The sequence below is a fragment of the Alteromonas sp. MB-3u-76 genome (assembly GCF_002831605.1).
Lineage (GTDB): Bacteria > Pseudomonadota > Gammaproteobacteria > Enterobacterales > Alteromonadaceae > Alteromonas > Alteromonas hispanica.
Genome location: NZ_CP025115.1, coordinates 2,290,055 through 2,307,637, shown reverse-complemented (window position 1 = coordinate 2,307,637; position 17,583 = coordinate 2,290,055). Strand labels below are relative to the sequence as shown.

16 protein-coding genes are annotated in these 17,583 nt (G+C 43.8%); 5 read left to right on the top strand and 11 right to left on the bottom strand.

Features of this window, described 5'->3' with window-relative positions; translation table 11 throughout:
• Positions 1-67: 67 nt before the first annotated feature.
• From purB to CW735_RS10340, 4 genes are all read right to left on the bottom strand, one after another.
• Positions 68-1,435 (bottom strand): adenylosuccinate lyase, encoded by a 1,368-nt coding sequence (gene purB, locus CW735_RS10355; RefSeq protein ID WP_100971985.1) that lies wholly within the window; start codon positions 1,433-1,435, stop codon positions 68-70.
• 43 nt (positions 1,436-1,478) lie between these two features.
• On the bottom strand, positions 1,479-2,105 hold the full coding sequence (gene hflD, locus CW735_RS10350; protein ID WP_071979162.1) for a high frequency lysogenization protein HflD: 627 nt from the start codon (positions 2,103-2,105) through the stop codon (positions 1,479-1,481).
• The gene (mnmA, locus tag CW735_RS10345; protein ID WP_100973235.1) at positions 2,105-3,214 is read right to left on the bottom strand and encodes a tRNA 2-thiouridine(34) synthase MnmA; all 1,110 of its coding nucleotides are present in this window, start codon (positions 3,212-3,214) and stop codon (positions 2,105-2,107) included. The genes hflD and mnmA overlap by 1 nt, the downstream gene beginning before the upstream one ends.
• Before the next feature lie 276 nt (positions 3,215-3,490).
• Entirely contained in the window at positions 3,491-4,039 is a 549-nt protein-coding gene (locus CW735_RS10340) for an rRNA large subunit pseudouridine synthase E (protein WP_071979161.1), read from the bottom strand.
• A gap of 656 nt (positions 4,040-4,695) precedes the next feature.
• Between CW735_RS10340 and CW735_RS10335 the strand changes: the two genes are divergently transcribed.
• Both CW735_RS10335 and CW735_RS10330 read left to right on the top strand, forming a co-directional pair.
• A complete protein-coding gene (locus tag CW735_RS10335; RefSeq protein ID WP_100971983.1) occupies positions 4,696-6,915 on the top strand; it encodes an NADP-dependent isocitrate dehydrogenase in 2,220 nt (739 codons plus the stop codon).
• A 233-nt stretch (positions 6,916-7,148) separates the two neighbouring features.
• On the top strand, positions 7,149-8,009 hold the full coding sequence (locus CW735_RS10330; protein ID WP_100971981.1) for a polyphosphate kinase 2 family protein: 861 nt from the start codon (positions 7,149-7,151) through the stop codon (positions 8,007-8,009).
• Positions 8,010-8,191: 182 nt separating this feature from the next.
• Here CW735_RS10330 and cspD read toward each other — a convergent pair whose 3' ends face one another.
• Positions 8,192-8,410 carry a cold shock domain-containing protein CspD gene (gene cspD / locus CW735_RS10325; protein WP_032096523.1) on the bottom strand — a complete coding sequence of 73 codons (219 nt, stop codon included), beginning with the start codon at positions 8,408-8,410 and terminating at the stop codon, positions 8,192-8,194.
• A gap of 208 nt (positions 8,411-8,618) precedes the next feature.
• Between cspD and clpS the strand changes: the two genes are divergently transcribed.
• Together clpS and clpA are read left to right on the top strand one after the other, a co-directional pair.
• Positions 8,619-8,939 carry an ATP-dependent Clp protease adapter ClpS gene (gene clpS, locus CW735_RS10320; protein WP_100971979.1) on the top strand — a complete coding sequence of 107 codons (321 nt, stop codon included), beginning with the start codon at positions 8,619-8,621 and terminating at the stop codon, positions 8,937-8,939.
• Between the two features lie 24 nt (positions 8,940-8,963).
• Positions 8,964-11,240 (top strand): ATP-dependent Clp protease ATP-binding subunit ClpA, encoded by a 2,277-nt coding sequence (gene clpA, locus CW735_RS10315; RefSeq protein ID WP_100971977.1) that lies wholly within the window; start codon positions 8,964-8,966, stop codon positions 11,238-11,240.
• Positions 11,241-11,312: 72 nt separating this feature from the next.
• Here the strand turns inward: clpA and infA are convergent, their stop codons facing one another.
• From infA to trxB, 4 genes are all read right to left on the bottom strand, one after another.
• Positions 11,313-11,531, bottom strand: a complete 219-nt coding sequence (gene infA, locus CW735_RS10310) for a translation initiation factor IF-1 (protein WP_008844395.1) — start codon at positions 11,529-11,531, stop codon at positions 11,313-11,315.
• A 75-nt stretch (positions 11,532-11,606) separates the two neighbouring features.
• On the bottom strand, positions 11,607-12,344 hold the full coding sequence (locus CW735_RS10305; RefSeq protein WP_100971975.1) for an arginyltransferase: 738 nt from the start codon (positions 12,342-12,344) through the stop codon (positions 11,607-11,609).
• A 65-nt stretch (positions 12,345-12,409) separates the two neighbouring features.
• Positions 12,410-13,156, bottom strand: a complete 747-nt coding sequence (gene aat, locus CW735_RS10300) for a leucyl/phenylalanyl-tRNA--protein transferase (protein WP_100971973.1) — start codon at positions 13,154-13,156, stop codon at positions 12,410-12,412.
• 39 nt (positions 13,157-13,195) lie between these two features.
• Positions 13,196-14,161: a thioredoxin-disulfide reductase gene (gene trxB / locus CW735_RS10295; protein ID WP_071979154.1), complete on the bottom strand. Its 966-nt coding sequence runs from the start codon at positions 14,159-14,161 to the stop codon at positions 13,196-13,198.
• Between the two features lie 376 nt (positions 14,162-14,537).
• Here trxB and yfbV point away from each other — a divergent pair, with 376 nt between their 5' ends.
• Positions 14,538-14,987, top strand: a complete 450-nt coding sequence (gene yfbV / locus CW735_RS10290; protein ID WP_100971971.1) for a terminus macrodomain insulation protein YfbV — start codon at positions 14,538-14,540, stop codon at positions 14,985-14,987.
• Between the two features lie 23 nt (positions 14,988-15,010).
• On the opposite strand, the gene CW735_RS10285 is transcribed toward yfbV, so the two are convergent.
• Entirely contained in the window at positions 15,011-15,466 is a 456-nt protein-coding gene (locus CW735_RS10285) for a SprT family zinc-dependent metalloprotease (RefSeq protein WP_232368428.1), read from the bottom strand.
• 115 nt (positions 15,467-15,581) lie between these two features.
• On the bottom strand, positions 15,582-17,447 hold the full coding sequence (gene sppA, locus CW735_RS10280) for a signal peptide peptidase SppA (protein ID WP_100971967.1): 1,866 nt from the start codon (positions 17,445-17,447) through the stop codon (positions 15,582-15,584).
• Positions 17,448-17,583 lie beyond the last annotated feature (136 nt).

The following is a 17,583-nucleotide window of genomic DNA, read 5'->3' as shown; positions in this document are numbered from 1 at the left end:
GCACAAGAAAAGCAAAGAAAAAAGCGCGGTAAATGACCGCGCTTGTTTTCAAACTATTAAAGAGAAACTACAGCTGTTCAACAAGTCTTATGGCATCACCAATGTAGTTGGCAGGCGTTAAGGCTTTCAACTCATCTTTTGCAGACTCTGGCATATCAAGGTTGTCAATGAAGGCAGCTATACCTTGTGCATCTACCTTTTTGCCGCGAGTAAGCTCTTTTAGCTTTTCATAAGGCTTTTCGATGCCGTAACGACGCATAACAGTTTGAATTGGCTCTGCAAGCAATTCCCAGTTATTGTCTAGCTCATTAGCAAGGCTCTTTTCATTCACTTCTAGCTTGCTAATACCTTTTAGTGTGGCCTGATATGCGATAACTGCATAACCTACGCCTACGCCAAGGTTGCGAAGTACTGTAGAGTCTGTCAGGTCACGCTGCCAACGTGAAATAGGAAGCTTTGCTGCTAAGTGATCGAAAATAGCATTAGCCAGGCCTAAATTGCCCTCTGAATTTTCGAAGTCAATAGGGTTAACTTTGTGAGGCATTGTGGACGAGCCAATTTCGCCGGCTACTGTTTTCTGTTTAAAGTGACCAAGAGCAATATAACCCCATACGTCGCGATCGAAATCGATAAGAATAGTGTTGAAGCGAGCAACGGCGTCAAACATTTCGGCAATGTAGTCGTGAGGTTCAATTTGTGTGGTAAACGAGTTCCACGACAAGCCTAGCGAGGTTACAAACTGCTCTGACACATTGTGCCAGTCAACGTCTTTGTAAGCCGACAAGTGTGCGTTGTAGTTACCTACGGCACCATTTATTTTACCAAGTAACTCAACATTGGCTATTTGCGTACGCTGGCGTTTAAGTCGAATAGCCACGTTCGCCATTTCTTTACCCATAGTCGTGGGTGAAGCAGGTTGCCCATGTGTTCTTGCCATCATAGGCACCGATTGGTACTTTTTCGCCAGAGAAATTAAGGCGTCAATGAGCTTATCGCAGTACGGAAGAATAACGCTATCGCGAGCTTCCTTTAGCATTAAGCCGTGAGAAAGGTTGTTAATATCTTCTGACGTACAGGCAAAGTGTATGAATTCACTTACCGCATTTAGCTCTTCGTTAGCTGCTACTTTTTCTTTAAGGAAATACTCAACTGCTTTAACATCGTGATTTGTAGTGCGTTCGATGTCTTTTATTTGTGTAGCATCTTCTACACTGAAGTTTGCAACAATGCTGTCTAACAATGCATTGGCAGATTCTGAAAAAGCGGGAACTTCTTCAATATGCGCATTGCTCGCTAGCATTTGCAGCCAGCGAACTTCAACTTCTACGCGGTATTTTAATAATCCATACTCGCTAAAAATACTGCGCAATTCAGCGCTTTTGCCAGCATATCGACCATCGACAGGGGAAATTGCAGTTAACTGACTCAGTTCCACCTTGAGCTCCTCACTAGTTATTAGTTTGAGCGCCTTTACGGCACTAGTTAATTAATCTAAGTGCCTTTACGGCACTGTTTAAGATTTGCTTTCGCTTAAACAAAATATTACGTCGCTTCCCACCCATTTGTCGCCACATCACGGCGGCTCTAACACCGGCAAGTAGTAATGCGCGCACCTTATGCTGTGTGGCAGGTTGACCTAAGTAATCTGGGTTTCCCGCCACTTGAATGCGTGGTGCTAGCGGACTAACAACATCACTATAAATACTGGCCAGAGAAGATACTATTTGAGGGTTTTGAAAATCGACGTGGGCTAATTGCCGTTGAACATGAGAAATGCGTTCGCCAAGCTCTTGCATGGCTTTCGGCTTCTTCGCTAGCTTGCGTTCAAGGCCTAGAATACTGGCAATATATCGCGTTAACTCAGTATCTTTTGTTGCCTGTTTGTCTGATATCTGTGACACCAAAGTGGCATAGCCAACGTGTAAGTTACCTAATTTGCCGAATACATGCTGCGGTGTCTCTGGGTCGGTCACAAGAATACTGGAGAGGCTTGCCTCTACTGCTTCGTTGTCAGCTGTACCTTTTCGAGCAAGTTGCTGCACTAATGCTGCGGCTTGGCAAACACCAGCCAGTGCTAAGTTATTCTCTATATCTGCATCTAACATTATCGAATGTAACTCTCAATAATACCGCCGCCCAGACAAACTTCGTCAAGGTAAAATACGGCTGATTGCCCAGGAGTAACGGCCTTTTGAGGCTCTTTAAATATGACTTCAATGGTGTCGTCATCTTTTGGGGTAATAGTGCAAGGGATATCGGTTTGGCGATATCGGGTTTTCACGACAGCTTCAAACGGCGCCGTGATGGTTTTGCGATCTACCCAGTGAAGCTGTTTGGCGATTAATCCTTTCGAGTAGAGGCGAGGATGATCAGCACCTTGACCCACAATTAACACATTGCGAGCGACGTCTTTGTCAACAACGTACCACGGCTCTTCACCAAACTTTGCAAGTCCGCCTATATGCAGACCCTTGCGCTGACCAAGAGTGTGATACATTAAACCTTCGTGCTTGCCTATTTCTTCGCCCTCTGCAGTTTCAATCATACCGGGCTGCGCAGGCAAATACTGGGCAAGAAAATCTTTAAACTTGCGTTCGCCAATAAAGCAAATGCCGGTTGAATCTTTTTTATCGTGGGTAACTAAACCTTGTTCTTCTGCAATTTTTCTTACCAGCGGCTTTTCGATATCGCCTACAGGAAATAGTGTCTTCGCAACGTGTTCTTCACCCAGTGTGTAAAGGAAATAGCTCTGGTCTTTGTTGTTATCTAAACCACGAAGCATTTCCCATTTACCATTAACTTCACGACGACGCACATAATGACCCGTCGCGATATAGTCGGCACCGAGATCTTCTGCTGCAAACTCTAAAAATGCCTTAAATTTGATTTCCTTATTACACATAATGTCTGGATTTGGCGTTCTTCCAGCTTTATATTCTTCAAGAAAATATTCAAAAACATTGTCCCAATATTCGGCGGCGAAATTAATAGTGTGAAGTTCCATTCCCAGCTTATCGGCTACAGCTTGTGCATCTTTCAGATCTTCTGCCGCTGCGCAATATTCGTCATTATCATCTTCTTCCCAGTTTTTCATGAAAAGACCTTCAACCTGATATCCCTGCTGTTGAAGCAGGTAAGCTGAAACGGATGAATCTACTCCGCCGGACATGCCGACGATAACTTTTTTGCTGGCGTTCGAATTTTTGTCAATCACTACGTCTTGCACACTCTTTTTCAGAAATTTGCATTCGCTGCCCAATATTTGATTACGGGGCGCATAATGGGTTTGTTGCGGTCGTCGCTAAAGGTCGCGGATTTTACCAGAATACTCAGCTTAATTCACACTAATATCTTGTGATATTCGAACTCAAAGTAATTGCTCCTCGTGAAGGTCACTTGCTCAGCATTTTCGGCTTACTGCCTGTGACGTCTAACTTCCCGAGCCGTCTAATTACCTGCGCCACCCTCAAAGGGCGGATGAGCAGTAGCCCTATGCATTTATGCTGACAAACTTACCGTTTGGTATGCCGTCTATTGTCCAATTTCCTACTCGGTAACGAATAAGTCGCAGGGTAGGGAAACCTACGTGTGCGGTCATACGCCTTACCTGTCTATTTCGTCCTTCGCTTATAGTGATTTCAAGCCATGACGTGGGGATTGATTGTCGAAATCGTACAGGAGGATGCCTTTCCCAAACGTTTGGTTCTGACATCAATCGCACTTTTGCAGGTTTAGTCATTCCATCTTTGAGCTCTACACCCCGTTGAAGTGATTGGATTGCTACTTGGTCTGGAACACCCTCAACTTGCACCCAATAGGTTTTACTGGTTTTCGCTTTAGGGTGAGCCAGTTTATGTTGCAACTTGCCATTGTTCGTGAGTACTAAAAGCCCCTCAGAATCTCTATCAAGTCTGCCTGCGGCATAGACGCCTGGAACGTCAATGTAGTCTTTTAATGTCTCGCGACCTTCGGCATCAGTAAACTGAGAAAGTACCTGAAACGGTTTGTTAAAAAGAATGACTTTAGTCTCTGTCTGCATGAAAAACCTGTTTAATAAACGGTAAGTAAAAAAGTCGACAACAAGCGTCAGTTTATAGATTAAAGTGGCATTGCTTATTCTTGAACTAATAATCAGCTATTGATCGTAGCACGGTTTAAACCTTCAGTTCCAAAAATGCTGGCTATCCACATTTTTCAAAGCTTTGCGCCACGCAGGAGGCTGTTTGTATGCTTTTGAACGATTTCGGGTTAGCACGATACCTTCAGAGAATGTTAATACCTAAATGGCACGTTTTTGCTGAAAAACTGCTCAATTAGGTCAACATATAGCCGCTATTTTCAACGATTTATTTATTGATCTTTGTCACTAAGACAATGGTATGACTTGTAACTCAAACTTTCGACCCTATACTAATGTACGCGGTTAGTTGTATAGGCCGTGCATTCGTTTGTTTGTTGCAAAATAATTCCACTCCAATGAATAAGAAGCTGTCGCAATATGCGACGCTCGTCGGTGGATGAATAGAGGGACGTGCGGCAAAAAGCGAAGACGAAAGTTAACTTGCTCACATGTGATGGGCGAGGAGAAACGTATTTACGTATCGCAATGGCCGTGGGCGCTGCATTTTGCAGCGGGTCGTTACGACAAAATGGACTAAAAAAGGCAGTGCTCTGCCGACTAAATAGAGGTATATAATGACCAAGTCTAAGATCATCTATACGAAGACGGACGAAGCGCCAATGTTGGCAACGTATTCGTTACTTCCAATTATCAAGAAGTTTGCCGCAGCTGCAGACATCGATGTCGAACTCAGTGACATCTCATTAGCTGCTCGGGTTCTTGCTAATTTTCCAGATTACCTAGAAGAAGAGCAGAAAGTACCAGATGCATTATCTGAACTTGGTAACCTGACACAAGATCCTAATGTAAACATCATCAAACTTCCTAATATCAGTGCCTCTATCCCTCAGCTTCGAGCTACAATCAAAGAACTTAATGACAAAGGCTTTAATGTTCCTGCATTCCCTGACTCTCCTAAAACTGATGAAGAAAAAGAAATTCGCGAGCGCTATAGTAAAGTGCTTGGAAGCGCGGTAAACCCTGTATTGCGCGAGGGTAACTCTGACCGTCGTGCTCCTACAGCTGTGAAGAATTTTGCACGTAAATACCCTCATTCAATGGGGGAGTGGTCTCAGGCTTCTCGTTCACATGTTGCACACATGCGCGGTGGCGATTTCTACTCTGCTGAAAAGTCGGTAACGGTAGAAAAAGATGGCTACGTGAGTATTGAATTTACAGGTAAAGACGGCAGTAAGAAAACACTTAAGCCACGTGTAGATTTGCTAGCTGGCGAAGTTATCGACGGTATGTTTATGAGCAAGAAGGCGCTTTGCGAATTCTTCGAAGAGCAAATTGAAGATGCGAAGAACACTGGCGTATTGTTCTCATTACACGTTAAAGCAACAATGATGAAAGTGTCGCATCCTATTGTGTTCGGACACTGCGTTAAGGTTTTCTACAAAGACCTATTTAACAAATACGGCGATCTCTTCGAAGAGTTAGGTGTTAATCCTAATAACGGTTTAGGTAGTGTTTATGACAAGATAGCGACCCTACCAGAAAGCCAACGCTCTGAAATTCAGAAAGATATCAATGCGTGTTATGCAGACAGACCGCCCATGGCAATGGTTAACTCTGATAAAGGTATTTCAAACCTTCACGTACCAAGCGACGTTATCGTTGATGCTTCAATGCCTGCAATGATCCGTAACTCTGGTCAAATGTGGGGACCGGATGGAAAGGCACATGATACAAAAGCGGTTATTCCTGAAAGTACTTACGCGACTATTTATCAAGAAGTCATTAACTTCTGTAAAACGCACGGTGCCTTCGACCCAACTACAATGGGTACAGTGCCGAATGTTGGCCTAATGGCACAGAAAGCAGAAGAGTACGGCTCTCATGATAAAACATTCGAGCTGGAAGCTGATGGTACAGTGTCTATCGTAGATCAAGACGGCAACGTGCTTATCTCTCACGACGTAGAGGAAGGCGATATCTGGCGTATGTGTCAGGTGAAAGATGCGCCTATTCAAGATTGGGTTAAGCTAGCTGTTACTCGTTCACGTCAATCAGGTATGCCTGCGGTATTTTGGCTAGACGATGAGCGTGCGCACGATGCTCAGCTTATTGAAAAAGTAAACACCTACTTAAAAGACCACGACACGTCTGGTTTAGACATTCAAATTATGTCTCCAGTACGTGCAATCCGTTACAGCATGGAGCGCGCAATTCGCGGGTTAGATACAATTTCTGTAACTGGCAACGTACTTCGTGACTACCTAACAGATTTGTTCCCAATCCTTGAGCTTGGTACTAGTGCCAAAATGCTATCTATTGTTCCACTGATGTCTGGTGGTGGTCTTTATGAGACTGGTGCAGGTGGTTCAGCGCCGAAGCATGTTCAGCAGTTCGTTGAAGAAGGTCATTTACGTTGGGATTCACTAGGTGAATTCCTAGCATTGGCGGTTTCGCTAGAAGATGTTGCTATTAAGCATAAGAATCCAAAAGCAAAAATCCTTGCGGATGCGTTGGATAAAGCGACAGAAGCGCTGCTTAATAACGGCAAGTCTCCACAGCGTAAAGCAGGTCAGCTTGATAACCGTGGCAGCCATATTTATCTTGGCCTTTACTGGGCGCAAGAAGTTGCAAATCAAACTGAAGACGCAGAGTTGGCTGCACAGTTTAAAGCTGTGTACGATGAGCTGTCGGCAAAAATGGATGACATTATTGCAGAGATTGATGCGACGCAAGGCAAAGCGCAGGAGATTGGTGGTTACTACTACCCGGATGAAGACAAGGTCTTCGCTGCAATGTCACCAAGCGAAACGCTTAAAGCTATTATGGGCGCTTAAACAAGCGGCATAGGCATCGGTTTATAAACGCGTTTGTTTTTATTCTCGATGTATTGAGCCCCTAAAACGGCACAACCATTATTATTTAAAAAGCAAAAAAACCAGAAGCTCGGCTTCTGGTTTTTTTTTGCCTCTTTCATAATGATGGTTAATGACGCCTTAGCCAGGTTTTATAATTTCTCTCGCTTACGCTAGGCTATAGGATAAGTGAAGATAAATAGGGAATGTTGTTTATGATTGACGAGAGCAAAACATTGGCAAACGAAACATCGCAAGGAAGTTCTCGAGTGCAAAATTCGGTGAATTTGCAGCTAAACACCACATTTAAACCCTCCCGTTACACTGATAAAGATACCTATAAAGCAGAAGAAAAAGCATGGCAAGAAAATTTATTCCATGTTCAACAAGCCTACTTTCACCAAAATCGTCGCGCAATAATTATATTTGAAGGCTGGGATGCCTCTGGTAAAGGTGGAGCAATTCGCCGGGTAACGGAAAAGTTAGATCCTCGAGGTATTCATGTTATTCCCATCTCAAAACCTGAAAAAGTAGAGCAGGCCAAACATTTTTTATATCGATTTTGGCGTCATGTGCCTGCTCCTGGTCATATTACATTGTTCGACCGCTCTCACTACGGGCGAGTTTTGGTTGAAAGAGTCGATAGTTTCGCCACTCGGGAAGAATGGCAGCGGGGATATGAAGAAATAAACGAATTTGAGCGCACGCTTCACAACAGTGGCGTTCGCATAATTAAATTATTTATGCATATTTCATCGCAAGAGCAACGGAAACGGTTTGAGGAGCGCCTTCACAACCCTTATAAGCGCTGGAAGCTTACCGCCGAAGACTTGCATAACCGGAATCAACGCCATCATTATATCGACGCTATCAATGATATGTTTGCTAAAACAAATACTGACTATGCACCGTGGAAAATTATTCAGGGTGAACACAAATGGCAGGCAAGGGTAGATGTACTTCGCTGTATTGTTGAAGGCTTAAGCGACGGAGTCGATATTGAGCCTCCAAAACTTGATGAAGACCTCATTAAAATGGCATCAAAGCAATTAGATGTGTCACCGGATATAGAATAACCGGATATAGAATAATCAGTGCAAAGAGTTTTCATACTCATTAATGAGTGAAAGCTGCATTTTGTAAGCCCAAGCAATCGAAAGGTAGAACTAACACAATATGCTTAAAATGCTAGCAAAAGACTGGCTTGAACAGCAAAAAGAGAAGCGCCCGACCTTGATGCCGGGCAGCTTAGAAATTTTTAACGCTCTGGTTCTTCGACGAACCCAATGTTCTCGGCATGCAAACCCTTAGGCCCTTGCTGCACTTCGAACTGCACTTCTTGACCCGCCTTCAATGAGCGATAGCCTTCCATTTGGATAGTTGAGTAGTGTGCAAAAATGTCGTCACCACCTTCCTCTGGAACTATAAACCCAAAACCTTTCGCGTTGTTAAACCATTTAACTTTGCCAACCGCCATACTTCGACTTCCTCTTAATCCTTGAACTCACACGTTTATGCCCCCATTATAGATCCGGAAGCATAGTGAATTGAGTATCGATATAGACAGATACTCAATGTCACAATTAAAATGTAGATTTTTTAACCATATTATGTCAAGAGCAAATGTGAATTAATTTTATCCAAAAGTTTAAAGACATCTGCCGGTAACACACTATTATTAAGTTATGAGTAAAGACAACGCTATTAGTATCGACAAGGAAAAACAAAAAGACGCGCAGCGACAAAAGCTGCAGCCGCCTCCCATGTATAAAGTGTTGTTGAATAATGACGATTATACACCGATGGATTTTGTTATAGAGGTTCTCACGCAGTTCTTCAATATGGATGCTGAGAAAGCCAACCAACTTATGCTTACCGTTCATTATCAGGGGAAAGCGGTTTGTGGTGTTTTTACCGCTGAAATTGCAGAGACCAAAGTCATGCAGGTAAATCAATATGCACGCAAACATCAACATCCATTGATGTGCACCATGGAGCAGGCATAAGGCAATTTGTAGAGGGCGAGCAATATGTTAAATAAAGAATTAGAACAAACGTTGAACAGCGCGTTTGTATTTGCCAGAGAGCACCGCCATGAGTTTATGACGGTGGAGCACTTGCTGTTGGCATTGCTTGACAACACAGCAGCTCGCGATGCTCTAAAGGCGTGTGGTGCTGATATTGAAGCCGTCAAAAGTGAATTGCTCTCTTTTGTTAAAGACACAACGCCACTTATATTAGATGAGCAACTCAACGAAAGAGAAACTCAGCCAACGCTAGGTTTTCAGCGAGTTTTACAACGTGCAGTATTTCACGTTCAATCTTCAGGCAAAGATGAAGTAACTGGTGCCAATGTGCTGGTTGCTATATTTAGCGAGCAAGAATCGCAAGCTGTCTTTATTCTCAAAAAGGCAGACGTAACGCGTCTAGACGTTGTGAATTACATTAGCCACGGCGTTAGCAAAGCGGATGACGATGAATCTATTAATTCCGAAACGCCAGAAGACTCTGAAGGTGGCGAAGAAAATGGTACTGCGCTTAGTAAATACGCAAGCGATTTAAATCGCCAGGCGAAAGACGGCAAGATAGACCCGCTTATCGGGCGCGATGCCGAAGTGGAACGGACCATACAAATACTGTGTCGTAGACGCAAAAATAACCCGTTATTGGTCGGGGAGGCTGGCGTTGGTAAAACAGCGATTGCGGAAGGTTTAGCCTACCGCATTGTGAATGACGATGTGCCAGAGGTTATTGCTGAAAGTACAGTTTACTCTCTCGATCTTGGTGGTTTGTTGGCGGGCACTAAGTATCGCGGCGACTTTGAAAAACGTCTGAAAGCGATATTGAAAGAGCTGAGTAAAGACGAGCACGCAATCTTGTTCATCGATGAGATCCACACCATTATCGGTGCAGGCGCGGCCTCAGGCGGCGTTATGGATGCATCGAATTTACTTAAGCCTAAGCTTTCGAGTGGTGAGCTACGCTGTATAGGTTCGACAACATATCAAGAATACCAAGGTATTTTCGAGAAAGATCGTGCCCTAGCCCGTCGTTTCCAAAAAGTTGATGTGACCGAGCCAAGCGTCAGCGACACCACAAAGATTCTACTAGGACTGAAAAGCCGTTATGAGGATCACCACAACGTACGCTTTACGCAAAAAGCAATTCAGGCTGCGGCTGAATTGTCTGCGAAGTACATCAATGAAAGACATCTTCCAGACAAAGCCATTGATGTGATAGACGAGGCGGGCGCAAGTCAACGACTTCTAGCGCCATCTAAGCGTAAGAAAACTATCAACGTGGGTGATATCGAGCAAATTATTGCCAAAATGGCTCGCATTCCAGAGAAGTCTGTATCCGCTTCTGACAAAGAAGTACTCAAGAACCTTGGCCGCAACCTTAAAATGGTGGTATTTGGACAAGACAAGGCGATTGAGACCCTTAACGACGCCATCCTACTGTCGCGTTCTGGTCTTGGTGCTGAAACCAAACCCATTGGAAGTTTCTTGTTCGCAGGCCCAACGGGCGTAGGTAAAACAGAAGTTACACAGCAGCTTTCTAATATTATGGGCGTAGAGCTAGTGCGTTTCGATATGTCTGAATATATGGAACGTCATGCGGTAAGTCGCTTGATAGGTGCTCCTCCGGGCTATGTTGGCTTCGATCAAGGTGGTTTGTTAACTGATGCGGTTATTAAAAATCCTTATTCGGTAGTATTACTTGACGAAATTGAGAAAGCACACAGCGATATATACAACATTCTGCTGCAAGTGATGGATCACGGTACGCTAACTGACAACAATGGGCGTAAAGTTGATTTCAGAAATGTAGTATTGGTAATGACCACAAATGCTGGCGTACAGGAGACTGTTCGTAAGTCTATTGGTTTTAAACAGCAAGATCATAGCCACGACGCTCTAAGTGAAATCAACAAGGTGTTTACACCAGAATTCAGAAACCGTTTGGACGGTATCATCTGGTTCAATCATTTAGATTCTGAAGTGATTTTACAGGTAGTCGATAAGTTTATTATTGAACTGCAAGCGCAACTAGACGTTAAGGGAGTGTCGTTAGAAGTCACTGCCGAAGCACGTGCTTATATGGCTGAAAAGGGTTACGACAGGTCAATGGGTGCAAGACCTATGTCACGCTTGATCAAAGACGAACTGAAGAAAGAACTCGCCAACGAGTTATTGTTCGGTGAATTGTCTAAAGGCGGCAACGTGAAAGTCGATTATGTAGCCGACAAGCTTACATTCGAATATAGCGGTGTGGACACAAAGTCTGAGCAGGCTGAAACTAGCTAGTGTAATAGCACAAATGAAAAAGCCCGATAAAGTTATCGGGCTTTTTTTATGCGTTACCGCTTCAATGGCTCATTATCTCGCGCGATAAATGATACGACCTTTAGTCAAATCATAAGGAGTCATCTCAACAGTGACCTTATCGCCAGTAAGAATTCGGATGTAGTTCTTGCGCATTTTACCAGAAATATGAGCAGTCACTACGTGACCATTCTCTAGTTCTACGCGGAACATAGTATTAGGTAGTGTGTCTAACACAGTACCTTCCATTTCAATACAATCTTCTTTTGCCATGTAAAGCAGTTACCTCAGTAATTCAAAATTTTTGCCGCGCAGACATTAACCAATCTTGCGCGCAGTGTAAAGCGATTAAGCGGGTTTTTTAGTAAATAGGCACCATTGGTTGTCTATAAACTGTTCAAAGGGATAAAATTTGTGTTTGTAGGACATTTTTTGACACCCTTCAACGTAATACCCCAAATAGACATATTGATGCTCGGCTAACTTAGCTTGCTCAATTTGCATTAGTATCATCCATGTTCCCGAGGACGAAGCGGAGTAGTCTGGATCAAAAAAGGTGTACAGGGCAGATAATGCAGAATGCCGCACAGTACCTAATGTGTCCGGGGACGTATTGTCCTCTAGTACGTCAGTGACTGCAACCGCTACGAGCTTATCTCCGTCATATGCTTCCAAATAAAAGGGAGACATCCACGTACATTTAATAAAGTTGTCAAATTGCACCTGAGAAGGTGGGTACATCGAACCGTCAGAATGCCTTTCTGTTATATATCTTTCATAGAGCGGGTAATATTCTGCGCTAATTGTGTTAGTAAAGCGGACAGAAAGCGAAGAGTTCTGTTTAAGCACGCGTTTTTGACTGCGGGATGGTACGAACACATCTACCGGTATGCGAACAGATTGACACTTGCTGCAGTTCACGCAGTGCGGGCGGTAAATTTGTTCTCCGCTACGTCTAAAACCGGCCTGTATAAGTTGAGAATATCGAGAGCTTAAAAATGGATCCTCCTCGGCATAAACGAGAAGTCTTTCCTGTTCATCTGGAAGATAGCTGCATGAAAATGATTGAGTAATTCCAAACTTCACGGTGTTACCTCTTTCATGACGTCAGTATTCTCATTGGATTCACACTCTTTATCAGTTCTTTACTCTTATAAATTTAGCACTTGGGGCTGCCATTGCGTTACATAATTGGTACAAAGTTCGCCTTCACTATTCAACGTGTGGTTGTTGGCCTGAAGCTTTTCGATAAATTGCTTTCTACTTAATGTAATAGCCCCTAAAGAAGATAAATGGTCAGTAGGTAGTTGGCAATCAATAAAAGCCATATTCTGTTTTTGCATATGCTTTACCAATGCATACATGGCTAACTTTGACGTATTACTTTTGGTGTGGAACATAGACTCTCCACAGTAAACCTTGCCTATGCCAACGCCATACAAGCCGCCTACTAATTCATCTTCCTCCCATACCTCAACAGAATGAGCGAGGCCAAGTCCATGGAGCTGTGAATAAGCGTTCTTCATGTCTTCTGTGATCCAAGTTTCGTTAGAAACATCGTCACCTGAAGGTGTGGCCCTCGGTATGGAAGAGCAGGCATTAATTACTCTCTCGAAAGCATGGTTTAACGTAACTACATACCTTTGCTGCCTTGCGAGTTTTCTCAGGCTTTTAGACGCACAAAAACTGTCTAATTCAATAATGGCCCGGGGGTCTGGTGACCACCACAAGAGTGGTTCATCATCACTAAACCAAGGAAAAATTCCCTGAGAATAAGCAGAAAATAATCTTCGGGGACTGAGGTCTGCGCCAAATGCAAGCAAACCATTTGGTTCGCTTAAGGCTTCATCTACCGGAGGGAAGGGTGCATCGTTCTCGATGTAGTGCAGTGCTAACATGAGACGCGCCCCTTCGAATAAAAGGGGCGATGGACCCACTTAGCCTTGTTCAGAAGCCATTCCATCAAGGAATTTTTCCGCATCAAGAGCAGCCATACATCCGGTTCCAGCTGAGGTAATTGCTTGACGATATACATGGTCACTCACATCACCTGCAGCAAATATGCCTTCCACACTTGTTTGTGTAGCGTTACCGTGTAGTCCGCTATTTACAACAATATAGCCATCTTTCATTTCAAGTTGGCCGCTAAAAATATCGGTATTTGGCTTGTGCCCAATAGCAATGAAAAGGCCCATTACATCCAACTCTTCGGTTCCATCGCCATCGGTATCTTTGATGCGAATTTTGGTCACACCCATTTCGTCGCCGAGTACTTCATCAAGCGTTTTATTGAGGTGCAGCACAACGTTACCGTTTTCGGCTTTATCGCGCAGACGCTGCTCTAGAATTTTTTCGCTCCTAAAGGTGTCTCTTCGGTGGATTACGTGCACTTCAGAAGCGATATTTGATAAGTACAGAGCTTCCTCTACCGCTGTATTACCACCGCCCACTACGGCTACTTTCTGGTTGCGATAGAAGAAACCATCGCAGGTAGCACAGGCCGATACACCTTTACCCATAAACGCTTGCTCTGATTCAAGACCTAAGTACTTTGCAGATGCACCCGTTGATATGATCAATGCGTCACAGGTGTAAGTCCCGCTATCACCATATAACGTGAAAGGACGCTTGGTAAGGTCTGTCTTGTTAATGTGGTCGAAAATGATCTCGGTATCGAATTTTTCTGCGTGCTTTTGCATACGAACCATTAAATCAGGCCCGGTTAAACCTTCAGGATCGCCCGGCCAGTTTTCTACTTCTGTGGTGGTAGTAAGCTGTCCGCCTTGTTGGATCCCTGTAAGTAATACAGGATTTAGGTTTGCGCGTGCTGCGTAAACTGCAGCTGAGTAACCCGCAGGACCCGAACCTAGAATAAGAAGACGGACGTGTCTGCTTTCTGCCATTTTAATCTCCAATAAAACCGTTTGCGGTTTGTGTTATTTAATTCGTCTAATATCGATAAAGTGAGGCCATTTGCGGGTAAATCAACCGCTAGCCTCACTCTCTTTCACTAAATTTGCACCGAACGCTAAATGTTGACACAACGTTTAGCATCCAAACCATAATTTTGCTCGTAAGGATATCAATATTATACAAGTGGCGTTGATAAAATTTGTCGATATCTTGCCATAAAAAATTAAGATTCGGCAATCTGATGGAAAATCATCCATTACGGGTGATAAGACCTCACGCGAGTCTTGTATTAACGTAAAAGAGGATTACAATCTAGAGAGTTGAGGATTTAGTCCGTTGTGCTGTAGGTACTTCGAGAGGTGTAGCATGTCACAAACTGTTTTGACCATGTTAAAAGATGGCCAGCATTACATGAAAACTTGGCCTATGAGAAAAGAGTTGTACAGCTTTTTTCCAGAGTGTCGGGTTGTGGCTGCTACAAAATTCGCAGTCAAGACTATGCCTCCAGCAGCTATGGTAACGTGTCTTTTGCTTATCCAGAATTTAGGAACGGATTACATTCCTCAAACCATCGCAATGGCGTTGTTTTTCCTCAGCCTTCCCATTCAGGGCTTACTGTGGCTCGGTCATCGTTCAGAGCAGTATTTACCGCCTCAGCTAAACAGTTGGTATCAGGATGTACATTCTAAGATGCGCTCTCATGGGTGTCATTTAGCGGCTGTAAAAACGAAGCCTAAATACAAAGAGCTTGCACAGCTTTTGAAAACTGCTTTCAACGACCTCGATAACGCACTTACAAAACACTGGTTTAGCTAATTCGTTCGCAATAGCACATATAGTTAAACAGCCACCAGTTCACCGCTGCATTTACGGCATCGATACTGAGCCTTTCCTGATAATACGTTTTTGTGTCTGCGCAGTGAAATGGCGTGTTCACTGCAGTTACAGCGGTACGCGATGGTATTAACTACGCCTTTCGTGTCAAAGCTGTGTGTTGTGCTTGGTGAACGGTTAAACACTTCTATCATAATAGACTGCCATTCTCTTCCATGGGGCTTAGTGCGGCCGAACAAATTCCATACCAGCAAATGGCTTACTTCATGAGGGATAACGTCGTGAATAAATTCCTCCTGATTTTCTGAAAATAATAATGGATGAATGTTTATCCTATTTTGCTGAAGAAAAGCGGTGCCGGCATTCTTTCCGGAGCGCCGATAAGAAAGGAGAGGGCGCTCGAATACTTTTTTAAAGTAGCGCTCTGCTTTTAAGTAGCAGTTTTCAACTTCAGCTTGTATCTGCTGACGCTGTTGCTCAGTTAAGTCACGTGAAGCGATGTTGCAATTTCCTAAGTTGTATGACGCTCAATAAAAAACGCCGTATAAAACGGCGTTTTTTGCTAGCCCGCGTGTGCTATCTCACGTCACAAGGCAAGCATAAGATGTAAGTGCCTTTTGGATCGTTAAGCTCGTTAATGGCATTGAACTCACCAAGGACACGTTTGAATTCACCTATTAGTGCAGAGTTGCTGTTCGCAAACTGCCATTTGCCTACAAAGGTCATGGCTTGGCCAAAGAACTCTTTCCAAAACAACTCTTGTGCAGAAAGGCTTCGTTCAACATAAACTTTATCGTAACTTTCTAACTCAGCAAATTCAGCCGCCGCAATTACCGCATCGTCAAGTTCACCGAGTTCATCGACAAGGCCCAGTTCAAGGGCATCTTCACCAATCCAAACTCTGCCTTGTGCAATTTTATCGACCGCTTCCACAGACATGTCTCTAGCGTTAGCAACTAACGATAAGAAATTGCCATAGGTGTTTTCAACATTGCGCTGCAGAATTTGACCAAATTCTGGCGCGAGAGGGCGCGCTGGAGACAGGCCTGCAATATCAGTAGAGCCTACACCATCGCTGTGCACACCAATATAGTCGAGTGAGTTTTCATAGGTCATGAACATACCGAACACGCCGATAGAGCCTGTGATTGTACTTGGGCTTGCGATAATTTTATCGGTACTTGCTGCTATCCAGTAACCGCCAGATGCTGCGTAGGTGCTCATAGATGCCACAACCGGTTTGCCTGCTTGGCGCAACTGTAGGATTTCTTGGCGAATAACTTCTGAAGCAAATGCACTACCACCAGGGGAGTCTATTTGCAACACAACCGCTTTGATATTGTCATCTAGTCGAGCCTTGCGTAGTAATCTTGCTGTACTATCACCGCCAATGACACCGGCTTTTTGGTTTCCGTCCAAAATAGTACCTTTCGCGACAACAATGGCTACCTTGTCCATATCATTGTCTATTTTAGGCATCGGTGGATTAATCACTTTCAAATACGTGTTGAATGCAGTGATATTCACGCCCAGCTTATTGTCGTCTTCACCCACCAACTCTATAAGCTCTTGTCTTACCTCCTCGCGAGTTTTTAAGGCGTCAACCCAATTGTTATCTAACGCATACTTAGCAAAGTCGCCGCCTGCCGCTTCAAACTTGGAAAGCAATTCACTAGCAGTCTCGTCGAAATTTGTAACATCTATACCGCGTGCTGCAGCCACGTCTTCTTTGTACTGCTTCCAGTAGCCGTCTAACCACTGTTTTTCCGCTTCCTTAGCTTCGTCAGACATATCGTTACGCATAACGGGCTCTACAGCAGATTTATAGGTGCCTACTCTAAAGATATGAGTAGTTACTTTTAGCTTATCTAACAGGTCTTTGAAATAAATGCCGTACCGGCTATAGCCTTCAAGCAGTAGTCCACCCATTGGGTTTAAGTAAACGTGGTCGGCGTGGGCAGCCAAGTAGTATTGGTCTTGCGAATAGTAATCGCCTATAGCATAAACCGGTTTCTCTGATGCTTTAAACGATTGGATAGCGTTAGCAACAACGCGCAGTTTATCCAGCCCGCCACCGGTCAAACCTTTTAAGTCCAATACAAGTGCTTTAATTCGTCTGTCTTTTGCGGCGTTTTCAAGAACATCCACAACATCGCGCACAAGCACTTCAGGATTTTCTGGCTCGCTGCCTAAAGATTCTTGTAAGAACTGCTCAAAGGGATCGACGCTTTCCTTCTCAATCACCAGCTGCCCATTCAGCGAAAGATACAGCGCACTGTTTGATTTCACTGTCAGCTTATCACCATCCTGGTTGAATATGGCAATTGCCAGGCCAACAAAAATGACAATAAATATTACGTTGAAGAAAAGTTTGCGGGTGAAGTTAAGTACCGTCCACAAGCCAATAAATAAGGATTTAGTCCAATTTCCTTTGGCCGCCATATTTCACTACCTTTTTAGAATTTTAGTTAACGCGAGTAATGGAACGCCCATTAACGCTTTATGTATTATGTTACCTTGTTAGTATAAGATCGCTAACTTAATTGTAATTTTTTGTTACCACTGCTTAATGATGATG